The following is a 26466-nucleotide window of genomic DNA, read 5'->3' on the forward strand; positions in this document are numbered from 1 at the left end:
CTTCCCGACATCTCAACGGACGCCTCATCGTTATGAGCCAATGGTTTCACATCAGTGATGAGAATACCTCAAGTGTTTCGATGTGAATGTCCGCAATGGGTCGAAAGCAGACATTAGCTTCTGCGGCTGCCTCTCGGAGAAAGGCGGATCACGACGGCGACACCGCTGAGCCTGACCGTGCAGATAGATGGTCCCCGGAGCAGACCAGCGCTCGGCCCGCTTTCCGGTCACCACTTACCCCTTTAGACCTGGGGGCATGTCTTTGCTGTTTTGCCTCGCTGCCACGGTGATCGACGGTGATGGGATACGCTGTCGTAATTTGGGCGAGGTGCGCTTGCTCGGGATCGATGCACCCGACCCGACCAACTCGAGACCGTGCCGGCAGAGGTTCGGGGATCACGTTTGCAGCGATCGGCAGGCACGCGTGGCAAAGGAAGCTATGCGCTCAGCGCTGCGGTTAGGCCCCGTTCGGATCGAACCGGTAGGCAGAGACCGGTATGGACGCCTCTTGGGCATGGCCTTCGCAGGCCGGGTCAATCTGAACTGCCGAATGCTCCGCATCGCAGGCGTCCGCTACATTCAGCGTTACGACAACGACCGAAGGGTAGCACGAGCCTGCCGCACTTAAGCGGCACCGGACTGACCACTCCGTCACGCTGGCTGCCACCTTGGAGGGCTGGATTGGTTGAGAGCCGCAAGAAGGCGCGAAGGAAGAGAAAGCAAAGGCTGCTCGACAAGCTCGCTATCGTCGCTGTCCCGCTGACCCTCGCTTTCGCAGCATGGGTTGCTGCTCACTCATAGGAGGAAATTGCCATAGCTGAACGGACGACCGCTTTTTGGCGGTCGCTCGGCCGCCATGACCGTCCGTAACGGGCGCAATGCTGCCGGCGCGGCGCGACTGAACGAATGTCCACTTCGCCAATCGCCGCCCGAAAGCTGCCCTTCCGCTTCCCACCACGGCCAGACGATGGCTCATACCGGCTCTGAGCAAGAGAGGCCGCGGACTGGCGACGCGCGCCCACGAGTGGAGTCACGACTGAGCAATTATCGGGTTTCCTGCCGGTCGCCTCAACGGCCCTAACTAGGTTCAACAGTGCTGCCTCGGGTGATCTCGCCGGCAGCAACCTGTGTTTGCTCGTCGCTCCTTGTGAGTGACTCCCGTTCTGCGCCATGATGTGCAGATGTCCGCGTCTTCTCCCACTCGTGAACTCCTGAACAATCTAGATTGGGGAAAGACTCCAGTCGGACCTCGCGGCAGCTGGCCGGCTGCGCTGGTGAACGTCGTGCAAGTCGTTCTGAACTCGCCCTTCCCGATGTTCCTTGTTTGGGGCGGCGAACGCACACTCATCTACAATGACGCGTACGTCAGGATTCTGGGCGACCTGCACCCTTCGGCGATGGGCCGCCCGTTCTTCGAAGTCTGGCCCGACGTCAGGGCGACGGTCGAACCAATCATTGATGCGGCCGCCGGCGGGCAAGAAAGCTACTTTGAGGACCTGCCCGTACGGCTTCGACGCCACGGCCTGCTGGAACACGCATGGTTCACCTTTTCCTACAGCCCCGTCATCGACGAAGAGGGCCAGGTTCCCGGCGCTCTCTGTGTCTGTATGGAGACCACTAAGCGGGTCCTACTTGAGCGCCGCAATAATTTCCTTCTGCAGCTCAGCGACGCTTTGCGTTCCCTCGATGAGCCGCGCGAAATCATTGCAGCCGCCCAGCAACGGCTTGGTGAGGTCCTGGAAGCGAACCGCGTCGGATATGGAGATGTCGAGGCAAGCGGGCGCTATTTCACCACCCTCGATAATTGGACCAACGGTGTCCCGGGGCGTCACGGCACTCACGACCTTGCGGGCTTTGGGCCAGAGATCCACGAGGCTCTGAGACGCGGCGAACCGCTTGTGGTGAGAGACGTCGCTACGGACCCCCGGACATCCGCGCCCGCCTTCGTTGCTGCCTTCGACGCCATCGAGACTCGAGCGGCTATCACTGCCTCATTGGTGCGCGGAGGCCGGCTAGTCGCGGCGCTCTACGTTCATACCGCCGAGCCCCGGAGCTGGTCCGAACTTGATTCGCTTCTGGTGCAGGACGTGGCCGAGCGGACCTGGGCCGAGGTAGCGCGGGCCCGTGCCGAAGCGCAGGCGAGCGCGAGCGAGGAACGTTACCGCCGCGTCTTCGAGCAAGCTAGCGACCTTATTCTGACGGCTGATCTCGAGCAGGTCATAACCGATTGTAATCCGGCGGCGGCCGAGGCGGTCGGCATAGCTCGCGAGCTGGCGATCGGCCGCAAGATTTCGGAGTTTATCTCGATCGAAGATTATCAGCGGACCACGTCGATGCTCCGGCAGAAACTCGAAGCTGGCGGCACGACCCGATACGATGTGCGGGTACGCGGCGCATCCGGCCAGCCCCTGTATTGGGAGATCAACTCCGGTCTGACCTTTGATGAGGCAGGACGACCGATGGGGCTTCACGTGGTCGGCCGTGACGTGACCGAACGAAAACGCTGGGAGCGTCACCAAGAGCTGCTGATCGCTGAGCTTAACCACCGCGTAAAGAACACGTTGGCAGTGGTGCAAAGCCTTGCATACCAGACATTCAAGGGAACACCGCAACCTGAGCAGGCTATCAAAGTCTACGAGGGGCGACTGAGCGCACTTGCCACTGCGCACAATCTTCTAACCCGCGAGAACTGGGGTACCGTCGATTTGCGCGACCTAGTCGAGCAGGCGCTCAGGCCGTTCTGCTCGGGGCAGCGGTGCATCATCGACGGTCCGGCACTGCGCGTCGCGCCGGCTTTCGCGGTTAGCCTAACGCTGGCGCTTCACGAGCTAGCTACAAACGCGCAAAAGTATGGTGCTCTGTCGGCCAGCGGCCAGGTCAGCGTTGAATGGCAATTGGTCAATGACTGGATCACGCTCGTCTGGACGGAAGCAGGTGGGCCGGCAGTAGTGAAGCCGGATCGGACCGGCTTTGGGACACGGATGCTCAAGCGCGTCTTGGCAACGGATCTTGGAGGCGATGTCGAACTCGATTTTCTCGAAAGCGGCTTGGTTTGCCACGTAAGGGCGCCGTTCAAGGATCCGCCGCCCCAAAGACTCTAGTTCGGCTAAGAAATCCTTGCACTCCGGTTGGTAGCGCTGGCGACCACTTGCCTCAGTTCCAGCTCCGCACGAGGGAACGTCTTCTTTCCGCCTAGCAGCACTTGAAAGCGGTCGTTCCGCTTTCCACCACAGCCGGCCACTGAGGCAGGCGTAGTGCTGAATGTCTGCTTTGGGTGGAAAGCGGACATTGAGAACCAGCGAGTTAGATGTGGCAGAGACTGCGTGCGGTTGCCTTTGGAGTGCGTTCATGGTTGTTCCACGAAGTGGAACTGCTTGCACCTGCATACATATCGACGCTGGCGTCACAGATAGGATCTTTGAGTGCTTTCCTCGGCGGGTTCGCGGCCACCTTTTTAGCGACGCTGCTAACGATCAAGCGTGAAGGGCATCTGTTAACGGTTACGATCACACTGGCCGTCGTCGCTGCTGTCGCATTCATTATTTCGGTCATCGCCTCTACAGTGCAAATTGCCATCTATCACCCGAACGCCCCATCGTTCGTGAGTGACTTCCCCCGTGCCCGCATTCAGATGTCGATGCTCCTTGGCTTCATGGTCGGAACGCTTGCCTTGCTGGGGAGCCTCGGATGCTGTGGCTGGCTGCGGTCGAGGCAAATCGGCTGGATCACTGCCGCCGTCGGTTTTTTCGGAGCCATGATGGTTATCGTCTTGACCGTCTACAATTAGAGCACCCGCTCCAAAAATATGACCGCACACCACTCCGGCCGGTCCGCAATGGGTGGAAAGCGGACGTTGGCTCTCCCGTGAAGATGCGCGATACCGCTCACTTGGAGGGCTGTTATGCGACGGGTGGTAGCTTCCTTATACGTCCTGTTACTCATCACGCTGCCAGCGGGCAGCAGAGCCGATCCACCCGGGCGTGTCGGCCGGGAGGAAGTAAAGATAGCAAGCCTTCAGAGGGTTTGGCAGAAGGCCTATACCGACGGCGACGAGCCGACCGTTCGGCGTCTAGTCAGCGATAAGTTCGTTCTTACGAATACGGCGGGCGTCATCCTCGACCGGTCCAACGCCGTATCGCATTACGGGACGGAACGGGAAAAGGCCGAACTCGTCTTCGAAGATCAGCAAGTCGTCCTGTATAGCGCCACTGCGGTAGCCACCGCCAAAGTGCGAGAGCGTCAGCCTGGCAACCATGAGATACTGCTCCGCGCCACCGACACGTTCGTGAAGCAAGCCGGAACGTGGCGGGTGGCCGCCTCTCATTGGACTCGCTTGCCGCCAGAAGTTGTCGAGATCAAACTTAGTGAGCAAGCGCAAGAACGGTTCGTCGGCGAGTATCGCGGCCCTAATGGGGGTCTGTTGAAGGTTGCGCGGCGCGGGGGCCGTTACGTCGTCACATACCCCAGAGCCGCACCGATCGAGTTCGTGGCGGTTTCGGACACCACACTCGTAGACCCAACCAGCAATGTGCGTTGGCTTTTCATCGGAGAGACAGGCGAAGCCTTCCGTTATGTGGTCGTGCAGAACGCAACAGGACTCATCAAGCTCCAGCGAGCTTAGCCATCATCACTTGTCCGCTTTGGGTCGAAAGCAGACATTGGTGGTTTATCCCATTCGCCAGAGTAGGAGTTCCTTATGGCCGGCGGATGGACGCGCGACGGCGCGGTACAGGATCAGATTGACGACACAGTGAAGGACGCGGTGCTAGCGGCGCGGGCGCGCCTCGCCGCCGGCGAGGGCGAAGGCGAGACCCATTGCGTAGTATGCGGCGAGGAAATTCCCGAACGCCGCCGCCGCGTGATGCCTGGAGCCCGCACCTGCGTCGATTGCCAGTCAAGCCGCGATAGGCGCACCGCCGCTGCCGGCATCAACCGCAGGGGCAGCAAGGACAGTCAACTGAAGTAAGCCCATATCGGCTCAGGGTGTGATACTGGCCATCGCAGGAAGCTAGCTGTGTCTGCTTTCTAGATCTGCGCATCAAAAGCAGACCATCCGCTTCCGGCCAGATTCAGACTTTAGAATTTGCAGTTTTCTGCAGGGTTATCATGCAATTTAGCAAAAATTGTATTCTGCTGGATAACCGGCCGGAAGCAGCCTTGATCCTGCTGCAACGGCTCGCTCTCCATCGAGTCTCGGCGACGGTTCGATCCGCGGAAATGGTGGGCTGGCTACCGAGCCCACCATCCCATCGTCAGATTTCGGTTGCTTCAGCCAACGCCAAGGCATCTTCCACCTCAACGCCAAGGTATCGAACCGTCGTCTCGATTTTTGTGTGGCCGAGTAGGATCTGCACGGCCCGCAGATTGCCTGTTTGCTTGTAGATCAGGGCTGCCTTCGTGCGCCTGAGCGAATGAGTGCCATAGTCCTCGCGGCGCAGGCCAATCGCAGTAACCCACTCGTCAACCAGGCGAGCGTATTGTCGGGTGCTGATGTGAGCGAGCCGATCGACGCGGCTGGGAAAGACATACTCTTCAAGCGAACCACCGCGCCGTTCGAGCCATTGAAGCAAGCTTGTGCGGGCGGGCTCCAGAAGCTCGAATTGCACCGGACGGCCGGTCTTTTTCTGGACGATGATAGCTCGCTGGCGGATGCGGGCTCCACTGACCACCTCATCAATCTTGATCTTCACGAGGTCGCATCCGCGGAGCTTGCTGTCGATCGCAAGGTCGAAGAGCGCGCGATCGCGAAGTCGTTGCTCCTGCTCTAGGAAGAAGCGCACCGCCCAGACCTGCTTGGGTAGAAGCGGGCGCTTCGCACCGAGCTTACGGCCAACATTCCACGCGGGGCGGTCGTCCTGACCGGGATCGTAGATTGCATGTCCCATGCTTCATCTCCTCAGGCCAACAGCGGCCAAGGAGAAAACGAGCGAATGGGCTTGTGATGGTGGGAAGCAGACCGACGGCTTTGCGGTGAGAAGGCTGATTAACTGCCGTTCGTTCAGGCGGATCAAGATGACGGCTAGGTGCCTCGAAGCGGTCACTGCACCTGCAATCCGCTGCACACAAAATCGTCCTTTCATGGAACGTATAGCGATCAGACTGACACTGATGCGTTCATGCAATTTCGTTTCATATGACCGGCAGGATTTCAGCCAACTGCGCCGCAAGATCAGCGTTGCGGAAAGGTTTCGTCAGGCGGGGGAGGTCGGGCGAGATGCCGTCGACTTCCGCATATCCCGAGACGATCAGTACTGGTAATGCGGGGATCCGCGCTCGAGCCAAGCTCGCAAGGTCGGCGCCGCTAAGCCCTGGCATGAGGTGATCGGTAACGAGAAGGTCGGGGGCCTGCCCGGCGTCGAGCAGCTTTAGCGCTTCATCGCCCGAGGTCGCTTCGACGACGTCGAACCCGAGTTCGATGAGCATGTCGGCAGTGCTCATCCGCACCAGATCCTCGTCGTCGACCAAAAGCACGGTGCCGCGCGTCAACGGTGTCTGGCTCGGTCTCGACGACGGCACCTGTCCGGTCGCAGGCTTGGCGCTGAGAGGAAGCCAGAGGGTGACATTGGTCCCCTGGTTCGGAGCGCTGTCGATGGTCAGCCCGCCGCCGAGCTGCGCGGCAAGGCCGTGCACCATGGAAAGTCCAAGGCCCGTTCCTTTCCCGATGCCCTTGGTCGAGAAGAAAGGCTCCACCGCCCGCCGCAGCGTCGTCTCATCCATTCCGGCGCCCGTGTCGCTTACGCTCAGCCGGACATAGTCGCCGCGCGCGATACCGGCCGGATGCCGTGCCGAAATGCGCTCGCTTCGCGCCGCGATGGTGAGCTGCCCGCCCTTTGGCATCGCGTCACGCGCATTTACCGCAAGATTCAGCAGCGCCATCTCGAGCTGGTTGGCATCGGCGATGGCTGGGGGAAGCGCAGGGTCCACGTCGAGGCTGAGGTCGATGGTCGGCCCGACGGTCGAGGCGATCAAGTCCGCCATGCCCCTGATGAGTGTGGCGGTATCCACCGCAGTTGATTGCAGTGGTTGCCGACGGGCGAACGCGAGCAAGCGTTGTACAAGTGTCTTGGCGCGCTCGGCCGACTGGAGGGCGCCATCGATCAGCCGGCGCTCGCGGTCGCTGCCGATGCCCTTGCGCACCAACATGTCGAGCGAGCCGATGATCGGGGTCAGCAGATTGTTGAAATCGTGCGCCACGCCGCCAGTGAGGCTGCCCATCGCCTCCATCTTCTGGCTTTGCCGCAACGCTTCCTGCGCGGCGGCGAGCTCGGCCTCCTGCTTCTTGGCATCGCTGAGGTCACGACCGACGGCGATGAAATTCCGCCCATCGGCTTCGGGGGCAACCGTCCACTCGATCGGCTTCCATCCGCCGTCGGCCGTGGCAATCCGGTTCTGGAAGCGCGCCGGCTGGCGGGTCGCACTCATCCCCTCGATCGCCGCAAGGGTCGGCGGCATGTCGTCGGGATGCATGAAGCTTGCGTAGCCACGGCTAAGCAATTCAGCTTCGGTCCACCCGAGCAACTGCGTCCAGGCCGGGCTGACAGCCGACATCATGCCGGTAAAGTCCGCCCGCGCGAGCATATCCTGCGACAGGTTCCAGAGCCGGTCTCGTTCGGCAGACCGGGCTTCGACCTGCGCCTCTAGGGTCTCGTTCAACTCATGCAGCGCCTGCTCGGCCCGGGCGCGTTCGACGGCTGCCCAGGTGCGCTCGGCCGCATCCTGCATCAGCGCGACCTCGGTCGCTTTCCATTGCCGCGGCTTGCTCTCATGCGCGTAGAGGAAGGCAACGAGCCGACCTTCCTTGACGAGGGGCACCGCGATGATCGCGCGAGGGACCATACTGGCCCAAGCTTCGGCCACTCCGGTCCCAGTTACGCGCGGATCAAAATCGCTGTCGTTGACCACAAGGGTTCTACCGGCGCGCAATTCGGTCGCGATCGCTTCTCCAAACCCGTCGAGGAGGCGAGCTTCGCCAGCAAGGCTGGGCATTGTTCTTGTCCAGTCGCGCGATACGCGAATGATTTCGCCTTCGGCGTCGATCTCGCCGTAGCCGGCCCGGCCGACACCGATGGTCGCCCCGAGTTGCTCCGCTGCTATGCGCATCACGCTGACCGGATCGTCGAGGGTCCTAAGAGACTGTTCTAGGTTGAGGCGAAAGGACTGGGCTCGTTCACCCATCACACGGGCGGTCGTCTCATTGCCCTGATTAAGAATTCCGACGATCTCGCCGTCCTCGTCGCGGATCGGGGTGAAGCTGTAGTTCCAGTACGTCTCCTGCACCTCTCCGCCACGGCGCATGGGGAGCAACTGGTCGAACGTCGCGAAGCCCTGACCTGTGCGCCAGACCTCGTCGAATTGAGGGCCGACGACGGGCCAGATATCGGCCCAGACTTCGGCGCCAGGACGGCCGAATGCCCATGGATGGCGTTCGCCGGCAATCGGGGCCCAGGCGTCATTGTAGATTAGGCGGAGTTCTCGAGTGCAGTAGATCGCCGTGGGAAAGCTGGATCCGACGCAGAGCGATAAGGCTACTTTTAGTGCGCTCGGCCAGTGGTCTGGCGAGCCCAGTGGGAAACCCGACCAGTCAAACGAAGTCAGCATCGTTTCACTTGGTCTTTGACCAAGCTGGTCTGCACTGTGCGACGAGGCTGCAGACATTTCACCGGACGAGATCACAATTTCGACTACAACCTATCGAGGGTTGGTGGAAGGCCTGTGCAAAAAGCGACCCTGTTTAGCCTGGCCTGCTAAGGGTCGGCTGGTGGTGGTTAGCCGACCGGCTGCTTTCGGGTGAACTGAGGCGGATAGCGGACGCTCGTTCATGCGGAGCGTGACGACTCGCTTGCGCCCGTTCCTGGCATATAGGGATCCGACGCTTCACCCGGTAAGCGGCCGCTGGGTGAATCAGATCCTAAATCGATAGCCGATGGCTGGTTCGTTGATGATGAGCCTTGGAAAGGCGGCATTCGCCTCGAGCGTTAGTCGAAGTCCAGATATTGAGGTTAGCCTCGCTCCGAGGGGCTCGAACTCCGGACCTTCGGCTGTAAAGCCCGAGGGTCTATTTAATTGAGCGAGTAGTGGTCCGCTATTGCGGACGCATCGTTCTCACCCGCTCGCTCGTTATGTAACCGGCCGGGAGTTGGTCGTTTCTATCGAGGAGTCAAAGATGCCGAAACTTGCGCTGTACGTGCCGTTGAAGGCCAAACCCGGTAAGGAAAGCGATGTCGCCGCCTTTCTCACTTCCGCGCTACCCCTAGTTGAAGCCGAACCTGGGACCTTGACTTGGTATGCGATCCAAGAAGGCGATGGCGAATACGCGATCTTCGACACATTCGATACCGAGGGAGATCGGCTGACCCATCTGGATGGCAAGGTTGCTGCGGCGTTGATGGAGAAGGCGGAAGAACTCTTCGTCGAGCCCCCGCAGATCCATAGACTTACGCTCTTGGCAGCGAAGTAAGGGCTGCTGAGCACCATCTCGATCAGCGCCGTGATGAATGGCAATTTTGAATCAAGAAAGCTGGTTCGCGACCACCGGTATCGGCGGCCGTAGCAGCCATCCGCCTGAGTGATGAGTGAGGAGCTGCTTTTGGAGAGCAGTTCCCCACAATCGCCTTGAACGTCTAGAAAACGAGAAACCTCGCAGAGACAAAGGTGTCAACGCAGCTGACTGTCCTTGCTGCCGCGTCGATTGAACGCTGACGCCAATGGTCGATCGCGACCGTTCTGGCATGTCACGCAGGTGCGGACTCCCGGCATTGCTCGGCGGCGACCCATGGGGATGTCATCTCCGCACACAGTACAGAACGGCTCACTCTCGCCACTGGGCATGCTTGCCCGAGCGGCCAGCACCGCGTCCGCTACTGTATCATCAATCTGATCCTGAACCGCGCCATCGCGCGTCCAACCGCCGGCCATGCGCCTCTCCTTCCTCAAGCATATGGGAAGGCGAGTGCGCCATTGCCATCCTGAGAGATAAGGTGCCCACCTCGCCGGAGCCGTTCACCCCACGACGTCAACTGCTGATCTCAATCGATCGTAAGGAGAACAGCTGGGTTTTTGAATGTTCTGCCGAACGTCCGCAATTGGTGGAAAGCGGACGGTCCTCTTTCGGGTACGGCACTCGTATAGCGGACGGCCGTTCGACCAAACTAAGAATGTCCGCTTACGACCCGTTGCAGACATTCGCTGAGTCTTCCCTGCGCTAGCTAATCGAGCCTCGGCAGCGTCCAGTATATGGTCACGGTAGTAGCGGAGGGGGCGGGATTGCCGCTTGCGTCTTGAGCTGGCGCAAACTTCGCTCTCGCCCGCATCAGTCGGCAAGTCGCGTTGTCCAGCAGGGGAAATCCACTGCTCACGATCATGGTGCAGTCCGATACGCCGCCACGCTCATCCACGTCGATCGAGACTCTGACCTTGCCCTCCTGGCGGGCGTAGAGAGCGCTTGCGGGGTAATCGTCTGCTGTAATCAGTGATGCGAGGGCCTGATGCGGGATAGGCGCCGTGACCGCTTGGCCCAGCGGGACACCTGGTCCGTCGTCCACGCCGGTCGACGGGTTTTCGTATGTTGAAGCAGGATCGCTTAGGAATGAGGGCGGGACGTAGACGATCGTGCCGCCCTTGAGCGACACTTCTGCATAGCCGTCTGGCGTCAACCCGATCAGGGTCACCGGCGTGCCCGCAACCAGCTCCTTGACGGTTTCGGCATCCGGATCGGGTTCGCGGAGGGCCGAAATGCTCTCGAGGATTATCCGTTGACCGGTAGCGCTTGTATCGAGCGCTGGCCGTTCGTTCAGAGATAGGTTCCACTCTGCCGACGCGTAATAGCCCTTGTAGGGTCCCGACGTGATCTTCAGCCACTTCTTGGTTTCGCCTTCCGGCGTTACCTCCACTCCCATCACTTGGGCTCCGCGTGGAAGCTTGCCAATAATGGGTGTCGAAGTGCTGGCACGAAACCTCACGTTCGTCTCGCGCACTGCGTAGTGAGAACTGGCTGCCGACTCTTCTTCAGGAGTGACTTGGTCTGGTCCCGTGCCCTCGTCAGAAGCGTCGACCGGCGCAAAGCCATTTGGAACGGGAGGAGTGAGGCTGGTCGAAGTGTTGGAGGTTTGAACCACGGGCGCTGTAGGCGTCCAGCTTCCGATGGCGACGAGCACGGCGATGATGGCGAATATGGCAGCGGCCCAGCCGATTGGGGCTGAGAATGAGCCGTGAACGTGCTTGATGTCCGCATCGAGCTGCAGCTTTTGCTCGTGCAGCTTCTGAAGCTGAGCGTCGGGCACCTGACGTAAGGAGAGCGCCTGCTGGGCAGCCCTGGTCAAGGCTGCCTGTCCGTCGGCCAACTTCTGCCGAAGGGAGACTTCCTTTCGGCTTATGTCTGACTTGATGTTGTTGAGTTGAACCTGGTCAGCCTGATTAGGGTTGGGATTGTAGGCAAATTGTGCTTCGAGGCGCCGCCGCCATGCAATCAGCTTGTAGGCATTCGACGGACCGAAGCCTGGCACCTGTTCGATGCGGTGCGGCGTGGTAATGTCGGCTGCGGTTGCGAAGCCATAGGAAGCAAGCGTCGACGTCTTGGCCGGACCGATGCCGGGTATTTGCGCTCTTCGAATGTAGAAGCCATTCAGGAATGCTTCGAGCTGAGTGGTCCGCCGGTTCTGCTGATAAGACTGAAGGCGCTGGTTGAGCTCAGCGGAGAGGCCCTGATAGGCCTGCTTGTCCTTATAAAGATCTGCCTTGAGCTTGCTGAAGGGCTCGTTGCCGCAGCGATTCTGCCAATCGCCAAGGGCTTTTGTCCATTGCCGGTCAAGGTTGCTGCGCTGGCTCTTGAGGCCGCCTACGTCACCCGCGCTGCCGAACAGTCGCGCGAGGCCGAACCAACCGGCCGGAATGTAGAAGATCCACAGCCCAGGGCTTGCCAGCAGGATGGCGCCGGCGAGTGCAACTGCTCCAGCACCCAGCCCTTTCTGCTTCCAGGCCTCGGCTCGAAGGCGTCGTGCTTCTGCCGAGGGCTCGGGCGAGATGTCGTGAAGCCTCGGGGTTGGCGGGCAGGCACCTGGGGGTGCGATTGCCTCGATCGCTCGCCAAACCGCCTCGAGATTGAAGGAGATACTGCTTGGAGATGGGGCGCTCGGTGACGCTGCCTTGAAGGGAGGCAGGAACAGCATGATGCCCTGCGTCCGTTCCATTCGGCACCACGGGCATTCAGGCGAGCCTTGCCAATAGTGATGGAGGCTATTGTCCCGGCAGCCCTTCAGACCACGAGTCAGCTGGTCGAGAAGACCAATCCAGTCTTTCGCGCTCGGTCTGCTCGCGGCAGGTCCAAAGGCAGCTTCGAATGCGCCACCCAGTGCTGGCGGGAAGTGCTTGAAGAGCGGCGCCCCTGGAGGTGGCACCATGCCGACGGGGCGCTTGCCATAAGCGAAGCGAAACTCACGGATTGCTTTCTCGATCGGCATTTCGCCCTTCGAGTAGGATCCCGAGAATGGATGGCGGCCCATGAAAAGGAGCTGAAAGACGACAATGGCTAGGCCGAAGTTATCGTGATTGGTCGTTCTGACCGTGCCATCCAGCGACATGCTTTGCAGTTCGGGCGGCGTGTAATCGGGAACTCCGACCTTGCAGAGAAAGCGCTTTGCACCCTGGCTGAGCTGGAACGAGTCCGCATCGATCAACGTGACCCTGGCGTCATCAGCGATGAAGATGCCGGAGGGATTGATGTCGCCAATGACGCAGCCGCTCGCATGGACGGCGCCGATTGCCTTGGAGAAGTTAGACGCGGTTCGGACCAGAAACGGGTAATTCGCCTGTGGAAAGCTGCTCTTGCGGGCTCCTGGTGAGTAGAGCTCGAACAGTGGCTTATGACCACTGACCTTGCGCATGATGAAGCCGGCGAACTCGCCATTGCGCTTCCGAACAGGATCGATCGGAAAGGCAGCGAGCGTGGTGAGCTCCGATAGGCGAGCTGCCACCATCGCCAGGATCTTTTCCTGACGTTCTCTGGCGCCATTACCTGAGTAGACCTTCACCGCGCGGGCATTGTCGTTGGCGAGCGCGTAGACTTCCCCTTCGCCGCCGCGACCAAGACGATCGCCAAGCGCCAGCTGTGTGCCGTCGAAGCGGAAGAGGACTGGCTTATTCATCGGCGAACGGCAATGACCAGTGTCTTGTCGTCGTCCGTGCGGCTGTTCACCTTCTCGCTGTCGAGATAGCTCCTGAGCTGGAGCGAAAGATCTCCGTTCCGCCCTGTTCCAGCGTTGCTCTCGAGCGGACGCACCATGTTGGTGACGAATGGCGCAAACGGCGTCTTGGCGCTGAAGTCGAGGGCGAGGCGCTCCAGCCCATCTGTCATCAGGACCAGCCCGGATGCCGCCTTGCCCAATCGCTCGAACCGGAGTTGAGGACTGGGATCGTCGGTCACAAAGTAGGTAGTGGAGGCATACTCTCCATGCGCCGGCCACAGCGGCACTGACCACTCCTCTTCGGCGGCGAACTTCATGATGGCAGCGCCGTCGCCAATATGCAGCACGAGCGTCTCGGTCGGATTGGCCAGCACAGCGATAAGCGTCGAAGCAAAGGCGCGTGGAACCGATCCGCGGCGCTCCGCGGCCAAGGCAAGGAGATCACGCACCTCGTCCAGCCAGGACCAGAGCGTCTCCTCCGTCGGAAGGGTAGGCGAGGCAGCCAAACTTCGCTCGGCCCTGCGCATGATGGTTCGGGCAACGAGGCTTGCGCCCTCGCCGCCGAATTCAGCGCTTCCCGCCCCATCGGCGACGATTGCTACGAGGGTTTCGCCTACCTGCTTGCACTGGTTAGCGTCCTGGCAGCGGGTGCCATTTTTTACATGCGAGGTGCCGCGAACACTCGCGGCAGCCCAGGACCAGGCGGTCACGTCAGCCGGCTACGGCCCAGCCGTTGGGAGCGGTTGGATTTTGGAGCGGAACCTGATCATCCGTGTTTGACCGCGAGACCGAGCTCAGCGAGCTCGAGAGCCACCTGAACAGCTCGCCGAAAGCGAGGCCTTTCAGCTTCAAAGGCTCGCGGACGGATAGCTGTGACAGAATCCGCAGGTCGGCGTCCTGCACCGCCACCGGATAGAACATAAAGCGCTTGGCTGCTTCACCAGCCTTCACCTGCTCCGCGGCACGCTGCCAGGAGTCGGTCGGAGCGCCATCGGTTATGAGGAAGATCCAGGGACGATAATAGGACACGCCGTTCGTTCGATACTCGTTCTTGCGAGCCTCGAGCATCTGGAGACCACGCTCAATGGCTTCACCCATTGGGGTCACGCCACCAGCCTGCAGTTCAGGCGGGAAGAAGTTAGAAACCGACGTGAAGTCAGACTGGACCTCAACCGGACCGAAAGTGACAATAGCGATCTCGACCCGCTTGGCAGCCAGCGCATCGGCATTGAGCTCGTCGCGGAAGGTCGTGAGGCCAGCGTTCAGCTCGCTGATGGGCTGACCGCTCATCGAGCCGGACGTGTCTAGAAGGAGGAGGCATGGGCAACGCGGCTCGGGGTTTTCCGCAAACTCGGCACCACCGAAAGCCACTTGTTCGAACTCGTTGGACATACTTACCCCCGCTTGAATCTACACTGTCAGCTAAGCGCGTTACCCGGGGAGCTTCAACAAAAGCTTGATGAAGTGCGGAGGAGATCACCTTCTTGAGAGCACCCGTGCTTTGAGAGCCACGCGCCGGCAACGTCGATTACTGTCAGACGCCGTATCGCTTGTTGCCACCCGACGTGATGCAATAGCGTCCTCCCCGCGGGCCTATGCAGACGCGGTCGCCCGAACAAGGGCATCCAGCGTCTTCGTAGAACCGCTTGTGTGAGCGTGGGCGAGAGCGAGTTGATGATGATCGGTGCGAGGAGGCGCCTGGTCGCGATTGGCGCCTCGATGCGTCCGCTGCGCCCGCGTAAAGGCCAAGGCTCTGGCTCGACGAAAGACTGCTCGGATCGGGGACAGGCTCGACTGGATCGATTGGCTTCACGTCGCTCAGAAGGGGAGTTGAGACCCAGCATACGGCCGCACCGGCTTCTACTTTGGTCCATCCGTTGCCAGTCTCAAGCACGTTGGCCTTTGAACCGCGCGCGAGCTTGGTGACAATCGTCGCCGCGCTGTCCGGAACCATCCGGCAATTGGCGGCGCTGGCGGCGACGTAAGCGACCTTGCCGCTGTCTGCTGCCGCTGCGGCTTGCGTGATCTTGCTGTCGCTCGAACAGGTCCCGATGGCTGCGAGCAGGGCGACGATGATAGCTAGGGCCGCACAGCCCCCGGCGCTGCTGTTGGTTTGCCCGGCAACAGCTTGCGGTCGCTTTCCTCCCAATTGGGTGCTGTAAGAAACGCCGGTTCCCGGTAAGCCGACGTTGGCTCTGGTTCCCCGCTTCCCGACGTTGACCGAAGCGCCACGCGGCCCAATGGACGTGCTGATCCCGGCAGTGCCGAGGTTCAGCCTGACGCCTGGCAGTATCCGGACCGAGCGCCTAAACCGAAATCCCATGATGGCAGACCCCTTAGGCCGGCGAAGTTAACGCACTTTGAAGCCGGGCTTAAGCGTGTTGAGGGATTGGATCGCCACGATCGCAGCTCGCCTCTTCGAGACAAGCGCCCTCTTCGGGTATCAGACCTTCGCACCATCGATCATGGCAAGCTGCTTTTTGGTGGAAAGCGGACTGGCGGATTGTGGCTCGCTGGTGCGGATAACTGACGTCCGTTCATGTGTTGCGGTGGCTTCGGCTTCGCGCCCATGCTGGACCTCAAGCACACGACTTTCCGCATTCACGATCAGGCACTCATTTAGTGCTTCTTTTGTTTCTACCTTGAGGCTCGTTGAAGGTCTCGAGCAACTCTGCAGTTTCAATAAGCTGCTGCCGCGCTTCTGCGGTTCGGACGGTTTCAGCCTTGCGTCGGAGTGTGGTTGCATTGTCAGGTACAGGGCACACTCGGAGTGGATGTTTGGCGCGCATCGCGAGCTTACCACCCCTTAGCCGCATGAAGGGAAGCCAGCTCATTGCACCAACGCTCGGAAGCGAATGCTAAAGGAGCCGTTGCTGACGAGCCGGTTCTTCAGCTTGACGCGGAAGAAGGTTACTGCGGGATCGACACCGTCGGCATTGGCGGTAGGGACATATCCCCAGTCAGAGGCAGTGGGAGCCGCGGCGGTGGTAAATTCGAGGTCATCGGCGGTGCTCGACAAGGCGACGTAGCTGTAAGCCAGCCCGCTCGCCGTTGCCCCATCGACGAATGAGATCGGGCCGCTGCCAGCCAGGCCGAAATCGCGCACCAGCATCTTGGTGTTGGCGGGAATGGCATCGCTCAGCACCACGCTGTTGAGGTCGGTCTGCTGGCCGCTCGGGTTGGCCACGGTGATCGTGTAGGTGACGATCGCGCCGGGAATGTTCTTGGGGTTGGCGAAAAGGTTGATCGGGTCCCAGTAAACCTCGCCAGCCTTAGACGCGGTGAGCGGGGCGAGGACCTTCAGCGTGGCCGTGGCCGAACTGAGCGAGGCGACGGTCTGGGTTGCATAAGCAACCGTAAGGCCGCCTGCAGGAATTGTGTTGACCGCGTCGCCTGCCGTTTTGCCGGTTACATCGGCGGCGACCGTGCAGGTCGAGGCCGCGGCGACGCTTCCGCCGCTCAGGGCCAGCGAGGAACCGCTGGCAGAGGCCGAGACGCTTCCGCCGCAGCCCGTCGTTGCATTCGGCAGCACGGCGTTCGCGATGCTGGTCGGGTAGATGTCGGTGAAGGCCACCGAGCTCATGGCGAGCGTCGGATTACGGTTCTGGACGGTCACGGTCAGTCGCGAGCTTTGACCAATGCCGATCGGCGAGACCGAAAAGGCCTTGGTGATGACCGGGGTGCATTCCGCGCCTGACGACATGCCGGGAATGGCCGAGGTGACGATGGTCGCGCCCGCGCCGCCATTACCGCCCTGCGCTCCGTAAGAGGCACCGAACGTGCCGCCGTTGGCGGTGGTGCCGGCCGTTCCGCCTGTCACGTTGGCGCTCAGCGCGAAGCTGCTAGCGACGAATCCGCCGCCACCGCCGCCGCCCGGTCCATGCGCCGCACCGCCGCCGGTGTTGGTGCCGCCATTGCCGCCGCTGGCATTGACCGTGACACTGGCACCGGCGGCGTCGAGAGCGCTGATAAGAGCGCTGCCGCCGGCGCCGCCACCGCCGCTGCCATCGTTGAGCACGCTGTTGTTGGCGCTCTCGCCACTGACGTTGATGGTGCCCGAACCGCGCAGCTTGTCCGCGCGAACAATGACGATGCCGCCGCCGTCGACGCCGCTCGACGCAAAGCCGGCGGCCGGGGTGCCGGTCGCGTTGTTGGTGCTTCCCGCGCCGCCGCCGCCGCCCATGATCACGCGGTCGACCGCAAGGCTGGTGACCGCGCGGCCGCCGACGCCGCCGGTCTGGGGGCAGCCGATCGGTGCCGTGCCGCACCAGGCATGTCCACCGAGTCCGCCTGCTCCATAGCCCGCACCGCCGCCGCCGCCGGTGTTCTGGTCGTTGGCGCCGGGATTGCCGTCGGTACCGCCGCCGCCGCCAGTCGCCGGTGCGCCTCGGCCGTAGCTGCCGTTCACATATCCCTCGACCCCGGTGTCGAGCAGGCTGTTTCTGGCGTTGAGGTAGCGCGGCGTGCCGGCGATGCTTTCGCCCTTGCTGGCGTTAGCGGCGTTGGTTGCGAGCGTTCGATAATCGGTGTTGAAGCCGGCGCCTCCTGCAAGCGCGCGTCCGCCGCCGCCACGGAAGCCGAGCGAGGCGGCGCTGATGGTCCCGCCATTGAGGTTGAGCGTGCCGGCAACGTCGAGCACGACAACGCCGCCGCTGGTGCCGTTCCAGTCGGCGCCGGTGACCGTTCCTCCCAGCGTCAAGTCCGAATATTGCGGAACGCGGATCACCTGGAAGCGGCGTTGTCCGGAGGCGCCGTAAGCGGCGTTGGTGTAGGCATAGCTGAGCCCGGCTCCGCTGCCGCCGACCAAGGTCAGCGTCCCGCCGGTCAGGGCGACGTTGCTGGCAGCGCGAACGAACTCATAGCGGCCACTGTTGTTGATGGTCGCGGCGCCGTAGCTCGCACCATTGGTGATATCGATGGTCGCGTCCTGCATCTGGATGACGAGCAGGAGGTCGCCGGCAGCAATCGGGTTGGAGGCGCCTTGGGCCGCGCCGAGCGTGATGCTGGTCGCGCCGGCAGCGGCCGAGGCGGTGCCGGGATAATAGGTGTTCACGATCCCCGAAAGGCCGCTCACCGCGCCGGCGCGCGACGGGCTGGCGCAATTGTTGGCGATCGCTGTCTGCCCGAAGGCGATGACGACAAGTGCCAGGAACAGCCTGCTCAATCGAAGTCGGATCACGTCACTTGCCCCCGGCCCGGCCGAACAAAGCGGCGGGCGTATCCTGGTCGAACTTGAGGCGCAGGGTCACAAAAGGACCAGCGCGGGTGTAGCGGGCATCCGAGAAGTCGCGATCGCGGAAGCCCTTGATGTTGTATCCGAGGCTCATCCAGCTGTTCTTGACGGGCGAGATCCCGACCGACGGGCCGACCAGGTAATCGACGGTGCCCGAAGAAGCGACATGGCGGATCGCGGCATTAAGGCTGAAGTCCAGCCGGTCGCTGAGGTCGCGGCGCACTTCGAGACCGATGAGGTTGCTGAAGCCAGCATAATCGTCGGCACCGAAGGTGTCGAAGACATACTTCGAACCCCAGTAGAGCGAGACCTGGTAGCGCTGGTACGCGCGCTTCGCCGTGTCGCGGTCGTCGATGCCGGCCGCGCCGACGAGGTTGAGGGCAAGGTTGTTGACGATCCGGCGAGTGCGGGCATCGCCGACCACCGACAGGCCGTCGAAGCCGAGCAGGCCGCCGGGAGCGGTGATCGCGCTGGCGCCGCGACCGTTGGTGATCTCGTCCCAGCGCAGCTCGAGCTTGTCGAGCACGGCCCAGCGCGACCACAGCGGCCGCCAGGCGAACGAGCCATTGGCGAGGCCGAGCGTGGCGACGGTGCCATCGGCGCTGCGAATGCGGCTGAAGCGAGCGGCGGCCGCCATGCTGATGCCATCCTGGGTCTGCCGCAGCAGCGCGGTCGACAGCGCGACCCGGTCGTCGAAGTCGCCGCGGCGAAGCTCGGCACGCGCGGTCCAGCTCAGCACTGGAGTGCGATAGGTAGCTCCAGCACTCACCGCCCAGAAGTCGTCGCTGATCGTCTTGCCCTCGTCGAGGTAGCCGCCGGCGGCGACCGGGTGATTGACGTTGACGATGTTGTCGGCGGCAATTGCGCCCTTCAGCGTGCGGCTCCCGTCGACCGCGAGGTCCACGCTCCAGCGAGGGGTGAGGATCAGCGACTGGCTGATGCCATAGAGGCCGTAGGTGCGCCCGCCGAACTCGCCCATGCCCTGCTGGTTGACCGTGGTCGCCAGGCGCATACCGCGCCATGGTGCCGCTTCGATGCCGAGGCTGGTGGTCGCGGTGTCGACCTTGGCGCCATCGGTGATCTCGTGGCTGGCGAGCAGGCGGACATCGGGGCGGACCGCCCAGGACAGGCCGGCGCGGTAGCGGTTGGGGAAGTCGAGGCTCTCGCCCTTGCCGGCCAGGCCGACCGCGGCATCGGCATCGAACTGCAGGCGATTGCCGAACAGCTGCTGCGAGCCGCCGAGGGTGACCTGCCGGCTGATCAGGGTCTCGCCCGAAGGGACGTCATCGCGAGCGAACTGATAGCCGGCGCGGATTGAGGTGCGGGGTGCACGATATTCGACTTGGCTGCGCAGCGCGTCGCGGCTGGCGCCGGTCGCCAGCATGTCCTCGTGCCAGCCGCCGACGGTCAGCGAAAAGCCCTGTGCGCGGCCTAGCCGGACGTCGGCGCCGAACTTGCGGGTGCCGGCTTCCGCACGGTTGAGCTGGCCAACCCCGAAGCCGAGGTCCTGCTGGCGGAAGTAGGCGAGGGCGTCGAGCGTCTCTCCGCGATGCTCGGCCTCGAGCAGATAGGCCTGGCCCTGGCTCTTCTCGCCCGCAGCGTTGGTGCGGCTGGTGGCGATCTCGGCGCGGACTTCGGTAGTGCCGCCAAGGCGGACCTTGGCATCGACGGCGGCCAGGTCGCTGGTTTGCGCCGGGTCGGCATCGCGCAGCACGGTCGCGCCGACTTCGGCACGCCCAGCAGCAACCCGGGCGACGGCGCGCAGGCCACCGTTCCAGCGACGCGTGCCTTCGCCGTGCGTTTCGTATTCGACGACGATGAAGATCGGATTGCCCTCGCCGTCCCGGCTGGCGATCGGCTGGCGGAAGTCGATGCTGCCGGCCTCGTAGCTGATGTCGTAATCGGCGTGGCGGGTCAGCTCGCGGTTCGACAGGATGAGGTTGGAGCGAAGGCGGTCGCGCACTTCGACCCGCACCTTGTCCGAGTTGATGACGATGTCGTTGCGGCTGAGGCGATAGAGCGAGGCAAGGCCAGAGCCCTGGATCTCGTCGCGCGCGAAGCGGAAGCCGGTGTCGGCGGCGAATGCTTGGACCGCCAGCTTGTTCGAGCGAAACTCGCTCTTGAGGCCGGTCAGGCTGCGGCTGTAGCGGGCCAGTTGCGTGTCGTTGAAGCCGGTTTCGAGGTCGCCGAACAGGGCGTAGAATTGTGGGCGCTCCAGGCGGAGGTAGACTTTGCGGCTGCTCGCGGCGTCATAGGCCTGCTCGGTGCCGTCGGCGTAGAGCTCGTAATAGCGCTGCGGATCGATCACTCCGCCGAGCGGACGGCGGGCGTCGCGGCCGGTCTTCTTGTCGGTGTCGTAGGCCATGGTCAGCAGCCACTTGCCGAGAATCCGGCCCTTGGCGAAAAAGGCGACCTGACCGTCGGTGAAGCGCTTTGGCGCGCCCTTGCCGCCGAGCCGCTCGGCATGGTCGTCCAGAACGTTGAAGCCCGCGGTACCGGCGGCGAAGCCGACGACGACCCAAGGCTGGTCGCCCGGCGCCATCCAGCCACGCACGACCTCGCGCACCTGGCGGCGTTCGACCTGGTGGGTGAAGGCCAGTTCGATCGACCCGGCCTGGGTGGTCGGGGCAAGCTCGATCAGCGCGATTCCGTCGTCGGTCGACACCTGCCAGGTCGGCTGGGCGCGGTCGGCGCCGGACAGCTGGCGGGCCTGCTGGAGATCAAGGTCGCTTGCGACGCGATAGGGGGCGGTCAGCTGGAAGGTGCCGGTGACACCCTTGCGGACCGGCTTGCCGGCACGGTCGGTGAGACGCACCGCGACGATCGCGCGGGTGCGGCCATCGGCGATCAGGCGCGACTGGGAAGGGACCAGCTCGGCGCGAGCCACACTGTTGGCGTAGTGAAGCGTCTGCGCAAACTTTCCGAGCAGCGCACCACCGGCGCCGCGGACCTCGACCTCGAAGCGATTGTCGCCTTCGTTCAGCGGCAGGCCTTGGTACTGGGTGACGAGGAAGCTCTTGTCCTTGCTCGCATCGCTGGTGTCGAGGTTGATGTCGGGCACCGCGACACCGTTCATGCGCAGCTTGAGGCTGCTGCCGGCGACATGCTTCACGACCACGCGGACGGCCGGCGATGCAGGATTGAAGCCCTCACTAGGGGACAGCAGCGCGTTGCCCGCCTGCTGACCGGCGAACCAGTCGACCGCCGAAGCCGCGGTGGGAAGCGCGATGGCCGGCTGAGCAGGGGCAGGGGCCGCTTCCTTCGCGCCGGTGCGACGCAGGTGGAAGTTGGTGCGCCACAGAGTGCCGCCGCGCACTTCGGCGAATTGCGAGATGGCGCTGCCGCCGTGACGTGTGTCGCGAAGGCACTGCACCGGCTCATAGCCCTCGGGCAGGCTGGCCACGTCGAGTTGGACGATGTGGGTGCCGGGACGGATACCCTCGAAGTGGAACAGGCCTTCACGGTCGGACAGGACGTAGCTGCCGTCCTCCATCAGGATACGGATGCCGGGGACACCCGCCATCTTGGTCTCGGGCGCATCGCAGCCGCCGTCGAAAACGCGGCCGATCAGGGTCGCGGCATCGCTCATCAGGAACGGGCGGATGTCGACGACGGCGCGTGCCTCGTTGCTGGTGGCGATTCCGCCCGCGGTCGCGACGACCTTGTTCAGCGCTTCGCCGGTTGGGGCCGCTCCGGTGACCTGGACGACATAGGTGACGACGCGGATCGAACGGGCAGCCATGCTGCCGAGCGCCAGGCGAAAGCCGTTGCCCGACGCATCTAGGACCGGGTCGGCGGTCGCCTTGCCATTAATGCGCAGCGAACCGGACTTGTAGCGCAGCCCCATGCTCATGCTGTCGAGCAGGACCGTGGCGTTCAAGGCCACGGTCGCGTTGCTGTTCTCGACCGTCACGCGATACTGAATGAGATCGCCGGCGCTAGCCTCGCTGACTGAGGCGGTCTTGCGAACCTGCAGCGGCAGCTGGCGCGGGTCGAGCGGCACGTCGATGCGGAAGAGGGCAAGCCCGTTGACCACGAACGGCAGCAGGTAGGAGCCCTGGGCATCGATCTGGAACGGACCGGACGGGCCGCTCAGCTGGCGGAGCTGGTCGGCGGGAACCTGGCTCGCGGCAGTGTAGCCGGCAGGAGGCACGATCTTCAGCTGGTAATTGCCGGGCGCGACGACCGGGAATCGGAAACCGCCGACCGGTAGCTTGTAGGTCCGTCCAGCCGAGTCCGTCACTATACCGCCGCTGGTCACCGTGGCCGGGAAGCGGCTTGCCCCATCGTCGCCGAAAACGAGGGCCGGCTGGCCAGTAGCGCGGTCGATCAGGGTGATCTCGGCGCCATTGAGGAGCGCGCCGGTCTGACTGTCGAAGACATATTGGATCGGATCGCTGACGACCGTCGCCTTGGACACGTCCGAGCTGTAGGCAGGGTCGGTGTAGCTCGCCTGCAGCGCCGCTCCGACATCGATCGACAGGATGCAATCAAAGCGGGTCGATGCCGGGGGCGTGCTTGCGGTCATGAACTCGGCGGCGAACAGGCCGGTATCCGGGCCGGTCTCACGGAGGCGGAGGAGTTCTTCATCGCCATTGCTGGTGGTGAGCGTCACCTCGACCCACTCACGGCTGGTGGGATCGGTGTTGCGATTGGCATCGGTGAGAGAGACGATCAGCTTGTCGCCGGCGTGGGCGGCCGCGGTTTCGATCGCCATCTGCTGCTGACTGCCATCGGCGGCCACGCGCGCAGCGGCGCTCGACGAGAAGCTGCCCTTGGCGTCGCGGCACAGCCCGCCGTCGGTCGGGACGATCACCCCACCGCTGCTCGCGGTACGGAGGAACATGACCTTCGACGGCGAGGGCGGGAGCAGTCGGTCGGCGACCACGGTATTGGAAAAATAGGTCTGACGGGCCCCACCGAGCTGCAGCGATAGGCTGGCGCGGTTCTCGATCGGCGCTGCGATGGCCGGCCCGCTCACACCAAGCAGTATCGCCGCGAGGGCGATCAGGCTGGCGAGGAAAAGGCGGGCTGAGCGGGTCATCGAGCATCCGAATGGGAGGGGGAGAAAGACCCCGCCGGGCGCCGGTCAGGAGCGGCACCCAGCGGGGGGGGGGCGCCTCGCCCAGAAGCGAGGCGGAACGCTTAGTTGATGGTCACGCGAAAGCGGATCGCCGAGGAGGCGCCGCCGTTGATCGTGCCGAGGTTCGAAGTGACGGTATTCGAGCTGAAGTTGCTCTGGTCGCCGTCGGCCGCATCGGTCTGCAGCGTGCCGTCGGTGTTGCAGGTGCCGCTGCTAACCGTCACGCCGGTGAAGATCGAACCGTTGAGGTAGGTCACGCCGCTGACGCTGGCGAGATTATCACTGATGATCGCCGAGTTGGCCGCACCGGCACCGGTGTTGGTGGCGACGATGCAATATTCGACGGTCGCGCCCGGGATGCGCTTCGGGTTGGTGGTGCCGTTGAACGGGTCGGAGATGATCTTGCTGCTCTTGGCGAGCACCAGGGTCGGGGCGACCACCTTGTACGTATCGTCGGCCGACGACTTGCCGTCGCGCAGCGCGTCGGTCTTGCCGGCGATGTCGGCGAAGACGATGTCGACCACCGCCGGGTTGTCGGCGCCGGCCGACTGGACGAGGTCGCTGCCCTGCGCATTGGTCGTGCCACCTGCGGCGGCAGTGGCGGTCAGCACGACGCCCGCGAGGCTGGCGTCAGCCTGGCCGGCCGGCGTGTCCGAGACGATGAATACGGTGCGGGTCGCGTCGGCGGCGAGCTCATCGACATAGGTCGCGACGTCGACGCCGGCGTCGTAGATGCCGTTGTTGTTGCTGTCGACGAACACGCGAATGTTGTTCTGGTTGAAACTGTCCGTACCGCCAAACGCCACCGTCTGTCCGCTCGCCAGCTGGCTTGCCAGCAGCGAGAAGTCGAGCGTCGCGTTGGATGTGTTCGTGACGGTGAAAGTGGTTACGAAATTGAGGCCGCCGGGCGAGGTCGGCGAGACCAGGCCGCCGACTTCGGCGACGGTCAGGTTGACCTTCTGGTCGACCTTGAAAGTGGCGATGTTGGAATTGACGTTCGCTTGGGTGACACCGCCGGTCGCGTAACCGATGGTGGCCGTGTTGTTGACGTCGGTGCCGGCAGGCGTGCCGGCCGCCGTCACGGCGGTGGCGAACGACAGGGCCGAAGCCGTGCCGAGCGCTATGTAGAGTGCCTTCTTCATGATGATCTTACCCTGCTGTTACGATGGTGGTGGATGGGATGGATGGACCGGAGGAAATCGGGGTGAGGCGGTCCGGCGAACCGGCTATTTTAGGCGCGCCTTGAAGAGCACGTGGCCGCTTGCCCCCGGGGCGATCGTGGCGAGGTTCCAGCGCACGTGAGTCACGTCCTTGGGCGCAGCGGGTCGCTGCGTGCCGTCGGCGTTGGCGACCTTGAGGGAAGTCAGGACGGCGAAAGTCTTGCCGCCGTCGACCGAGACCAGGGCGCTGTCGCCCGCGACATATTCGAGAGTCGCCGGGACCGGATTGGTCAGCACCACCTGCTCGGCAGGCTTGGCGCCGCCATTGGCGTAGCTCAGGTCATAGATGACCTCCTGGCCCGGCGTGACGTTGCCGGCCGGGACCAGCACGACGCGCTTCACGCCGGCTTCCTCGACTGTCTTTTCCTGCAGCACGCGGGCCGTCAGGCTGACGCCTTGGGCTTGCGCAGCGCCGGCCAGCAGACTGCTGGCTACAAACGAAATGATGATCTTCTTCAACATGATACAACTCTCCTGAGCTTAGCTGTTCACACGCACTTGAAAGGAAATGACGGCGTTGGACTTGGCCGACAGGGCGCCGATGGCGACGCGGATCCCAGCCGTGCCGGCCTCGCCCGCATCGCCGTCCGCGGCGTCGGTGAGGCTTGCGCCGTTGAGCTTGAGCGAGCCGGCGACGTAGCTGGTGCCGGCCGGAATCGGATCTTCGACGAGCCCGCCGCTGGTGGGCACCGCCCCCTGGTAGCTAGCCGTCAACGTGTAGGTGATGAGCGCACCGGGAAGCGCCGAGCTGCCGCCGTTCGGATCGACGATCTGCTGCGCCTTGGCGAGCTGTGGCACGGCTAGGCTGGCGACGTAGCTGCCCTGGGTGATCGCGGTAGCGGTGGTGCCCCCGACGACGGCTTCGGTGCCGCCTTCACCGCGGCCGGCGAAGACGGTGCCGGGTGCGCCGCTGCCGGTCACCGCGGTCGCGCGCAGCGACGCAAGGCCGACCGCGGCATCCGCAAGGCCGGCGGGAACACCACCAAGGACGAAAACGGTGATGCTGGCGTCGGCCTTGAGCAGCGGATCGTCCGTGCCGGCACGATAGGTCTGGTCGACCCCCGGATCGAACAGGCCATTGCCGTTGGTGTCGAGGGCCAGGCTGGTGATCGCCGGGTCCCACTGGTCACCGCCGATCGCGCCGACGGCGCTGAGAACGAATGCCTCGGGTGCGTTGCCGGCGTTGACGACGCGAAAGGACAGCACCCTGTTCTGGTCGCCGGCCGCCACCGGTACGCTGCCACCGTCGAGCGAGGCGACGGCGACGTCGATCCGCTCGTCGACCTTGAGCGAAGCTGCGTTGGACTGAACGGTGCGCTGCTCGCCGCCGGCGACCCAGCTCAGCTGCGCGACGTTGACGATCTCGCTGCCGGCGGGGGTGCCCTCGGCGTCGGCGGCCGTGGACGATGCAGCGCACAGGGCGAGCGACAGCGCAAGACGCGCCTGCCGTCCGATCCGTCCTGTCGCTTGCCTCGTCATTCCCGCGCGCTCCCTTGAAAGGATGCGCAGAACCGACCGTGAGGTCGCGACCGCAAGCTTGCAGACAATCAGCGAAAGGGGAACGCCGGCCGTCTGCGCACTGGTGGACTTGGTTGCACCCCGTGGGGGAAGCGACCGGCCCTGCGCGACACCCCCATTAGCCACGGCTTGCCGTTAACGCTCATCAACAGTTGTAAATTGCGCGGCTCCGGACCTGCTTTTACAACTGTTTACATCGCGTCCGTGCTTTACACTTGTTTACGCGGCGCTGGC

Annotated in this window: 19 protein-coding genes; 6 read left to right on the plus strand and 13 right to left on the minus strand. The window is 63.3% G+C overall.

Annotated features, from left to right (window positions below):
• Positions 1 to 256: 256 nt before the first annotated feature.
• The 5 genes from ABD729_RS13855 to ABD729_RS07205 all read left to right on the plus strand — a co-directional run bounded on the left by ABD729_RS13855 (position 257) and on the right by ABD729_RS07205 (position 4966).
• Positions 257 to 628: a thermonuclease family protein gene (locus tag ABD729_RS13855; RefSeq protein ID WP_425564858.1), complete on the plus strand. Its 372-nt coding sequence runs from the start codon at positions 257 to 259 to the stop codon at positions 626 to 628.
• A 646-nt stretch (positions 629 to 1274) separates the two neighbouring features.
• Entirely contained in the window at positions 1275 to 3101 is a 1827-nt protein-coding gene (locus ABD729_RS07190; protein WP_344709475.1) for a PAS domain-containing sensor histidine kinase, read from the plus strand.
• A 263-nt stretch (positions 3102 to 3364) separates the two neighbouring features.
• A complete protein-coding gene (locus ABD729_RS07195; RefSeq protein ID WP_344709476.1) occupies positions 3365 to 3787 on the plus strand; it encodes a hypothetical protein in 423 nt (140 codons plus the stop codon).
• 114 nt (positions 3788 to 3901) lie between these two features.
• On the plus strand, positions 3902 to 4621 hold the full coding sequence (locus tag ABD729_RS07200; protein ID WP_344709477.1) for a nuclear transport factor 2 family protein: 720 nt from the start codon (positions 3902 to 3904) through the stop codon (positions 4619 to 4621).
• Between the two features lie 75 nt (positions 4622 to 4696).
• Positions 4697 to 4966 (plus strand): DksA/TraR family C4-type zinc finger protein, encoded by a 270-nt coding sequence (locus tag ABD729_RS07205; RefSeq protein WP_344709478.1) that lies wholly within the window; start codon positions 4697 to 4699, stop codon positions 4964 to 4966.
• A gap of 286 nt (positions 4967 to 5252) precedes the next feature.
• Here ABD729_RS07205 and ABD729_RS07210 read toward each other — a convergent pair whose 3' ends face one another.
• Both ABD729_RS07210 and ABD729_RS07215 read right to left on the minus strand, forming a co-directional pair.
• Complete coding sequence (locus ABD729_RS07210) at positions 5253 to 5885, minus strand: tyrosine-type recombinase/integrase (RefSeq protein ID WP_344709479.1); 633 nt, start codon at positions 5883 to 5885, stop codon at positions 5253 to 5255.
• Positions 5886 to 6129: 244 nt separating this feature from the next.
• Complete coding sequence (locus tag ABD729_RS07215) at positions 6130 to 8673, minus strand: ATP-binding protein (RefSeq protein ID WP_344709480.1); 2544 nt, start codon at positions 8671 to 8673, stop codon at positions 6130 to 6132.
• A 490-nt stretch (positions 8674 to 9163) separates the two neighbouring features.
• Here ABD729_RS07215 and ABD729_RS07220 point away from each other — a divergent pair, with 490 nt between their 5' ends.
• Entirely contained in the window at positions 9164 to 9457 is a 294-nt protein-coding gene (locus tag ABD729_RS07220; protein ID WP_344709481.1) for a putative quinol monooxygenase, read from the plus strand.
• 197 nt (positions 9458 to 9654) lie between these two features.
• On the opposite strand, the gene ABD729_RS07225 is transcribed toward ABD729_RS07220, so the two are convergent.
• The 11 genes from ABD729_RS07225 to ABD729_RS07275 form a co-directional block, all read right to left on the minus strand.
• On the minus strand, positions 9655 to 9915 hold the full coding sequence (locus ABD729_RS07225) for a DksA/TraR family C4-type zinc finger protein (RefSeq protein ID WP_168068274.1): 261 nt from the start codon (positions 9913 to 9915) through the stop codon (positions 9655 to 9657).
• Between the two features lie 290 nt (positions 9916 to 10205).
• Positions 10206 to 13139 carry a TonB family protein gene (locus ABD729_RS07230; RefSeq protein WP_344709482.1) on the minus strand — a complete coding sequence of 978 codons (2934 nt, stop codon included), beginning with the start codon at positions 13137 to 13139 and terminating at the stop codon, positions 10206 to 10208.
• Positions 13136 to 13888 carry a PP2C family serine/threonine-protein phosphatase gene (locus ABD729_RS07235; RefSeq protein ID WP_344709483.1) on the minus strand — a complete coding sequence of 251 codons (753 nt, stop codon included), beginning with the start codon at positions 13886 to 13888 and terminating at the stop codon, positions 13136 to 13138. Before ABD729_RS07235 ends, ABD729_RS07230 begins: the two co-directional genes overlap by 4 nt.
• Position 13889: 1 nt before the next feature.
• Entirely contained in the window at positions 13890 to 14570 is a 681-nt protein-coding gene (locus ABD729_RS07240; protein ID WP_344709484.1) for a vWA domain-containing protein, read from the minus strand.
• A 142-nt stretch (positions 14571 to 14712) separates the two neighbouring features.
• The gene (locus ABD729_RS07245) at positions 14713 to 15501 is read right to left on the minus strand and encodes a DUF4236 domain-containing protein (RefSeq protein ID WP_344709485.1); all 789 of its coding nucleotides are present in this window, start codon (positions 15499 to 15501) and stop codon (positions 14713 to 14715) included.
• A 120-nt stretch (positions 15502 to 15621) separates the two neighbouring features.
• Positions 15622 to 15924 carry a hypothetical protein gene (locus ABD729_RS07250; protein ID WP_344709486.1) on the minus strand — a complete coding sequence of 101 codons (303 nt, stop codon included), beginning with the start codon at positions 15922 to 15924 and terminating at the stop codon, positions 15622 to 15624.
• An 84-nt stretch (positions 15925 to 16008) separates the two neighbouring features.
• Positions 16009 to 18357 (minus strand): DUF7933 domain-containing protein, encoded by a 2349-nt coding sequence (locus ABD729_RS07255; RefSeq protein ID WP_344709487.1) that lies wholly within the window; start codon positions 18355 to 18357, stop codon positions 16009 to 16011.
• 1 nt (position 18358) lies between these two features.
• Positions 18359 to 23455, minus strand: coding sequence for an MSCRAMM family protein (locus tag ABD729_RS07260; RefSeq protein WP_344709488.1), 5097 nt, complete (start codon positions 23453 to 23455; stop codon positions 18359 to 18361).
• A 101-nt stretch (positions 23456 to 23556) separates the two neighbouring features.
• The gene (locus ABD729_RS07265) at positions 23557 to 24636 is read right to left on the minus strand and encodes a hypothetical protein (RefSeq protein ID WP_168068575.1); all 1080 of its coding nucleotides are present in this window, start codon (positions 24634 to 24636) and stop codon (positions 23557 to 23559) included.
• A gap of 84 nt (positions 24637 to 24720) precedes the next feature.
• On the minus strand, positions 24721 to 25176 hold the full coding sequence (locus tag ABD729_RS07270) for a hypothetical protein (protein ID WP_344709491.1): 456 nt from the start codon (positions 25174 to 25176) through the stop codon (positions 24721 to 24723).
• An 18-nt stretch (positions 25177 to 25194) separates the two neighbouring features.
• Positions 25195 to 26193: a hypothetical protein gene (locus ABD729_RS07275; protein WP_344709493.1), complete on the minus strand. Its 999-nt coding sequence runs from the start codon at positions 26191 to 26193 to the stop codon at positions 25195 to 25197.
• Positions 26194 to 26466: the final 273 nt, after the last annotated feature.

The organism is Sphingomonas humi, from assembly GCF_039536725.1.
In the GTDB taxonomy this organism is placed as follows: Bacteria; Pseudomonadota; Alphaproteobacteria; order Sphingomonadales; family Sphingomonadaceae; genus Sphingomicrobium; species Sphingomicrobium humi.

Coding starts and splice junctions, on each gene's coding strand:
- ABD729_RS13855 (WP_425564858.1), top strand. CDS start 257: ATGTCTTTGCTGTTTTGCCTCGCTGCCACGGTGATCGACGGTGATGGG.
- ABD729_RS07200 (WP_344709477.1), top strand. CDS start 3,902: ATGCGACGGGTGGTAGCTTCCTTATACGTCCTGTTACTCATCACGCTG.
- ABD729_RS07205 (WP_344709478.1), top strand. CDS start 4,697: ATGGCCGGCGGATGGACGCGCGACGGCGCGGTACAGGATCAGATTGAC.
- ABD729_RS07210 (WP_344709479.1), bottom strand. CDS start 5,885: ATGGGACATGCAATCTACGATCCCGGTCAGGACGACCGCCCCGCGTGG.
- ABD729_RS07220 (WP_344709481.1), top strand. CDS start 9,164: ATGCCGAAACTTGCGCTGTACGTGCCGTTGAAGGCCAAACCCGGTAAG.
- ABD729_RS07225 (WP_168068274.1), bottom strand. CDS start 9,915: ATGGCCGGCGGTTGGACGCGCGATGGCGCGGTTCAGGATCAGATTGAT.
- ABD729_RS07230 (WP_344709482.1), bottom strand. CDS start 13,139: ATGAATAAGCCAGTCCTCTTCCGCTTCGACGGCACACAGCTGGCGCTT.
- ABD729_RS07240 (WP_344709484.1), bottom strand. CDS start 14,570: ATGTCCAACGAGTTCGAACAAGTGGCTTTCGGTGGTGCCGAGTTTGCG.
- ABD729_RS07245 (WP_344709485.1), bottom strand. CDS start 15,501: ATGGGATTTCGGTTTAGGCGCTCGGTCCGGATACTGCCAGGCGTCAGG.
- ABD729_RS07250 (WP_344709486.1), bottom strand. CDS start 15,924: ATGCAACCACACTCCGACGCAAGGCTGAAACCGTCCGAACCGCAGAAG.
- ABD729_RS07260 (WP_344709488.1), bottom strand. CDS start 23,455: ATGACCCGCTCAGCCCGCCTTTTCCTCGCCAGCCTGATCGCCCTCGCG.
- ABD729_RS07265 (WP_168068575.1), bottom strand. CDS start 24,636: ATGAAGAAGGCACTCTACATAGCGCTCGGCACGGCTTCGGCCCTGTCG.
- ABD729_RS07270 (WP_344709491.1), bottom strand. CDS start 25,176: ATGTTGAAGAAGATCATCATTTCGTTTGTAGCCAGCAGTCTGCTGGCC.
- ABD729_RS07275 (WP_344709493.1), bottom strand. CDS start 26,193: ATGACGAGGCAAGCGACAGGACGGATCGGACGGCAGGCGCGTCTTGCG.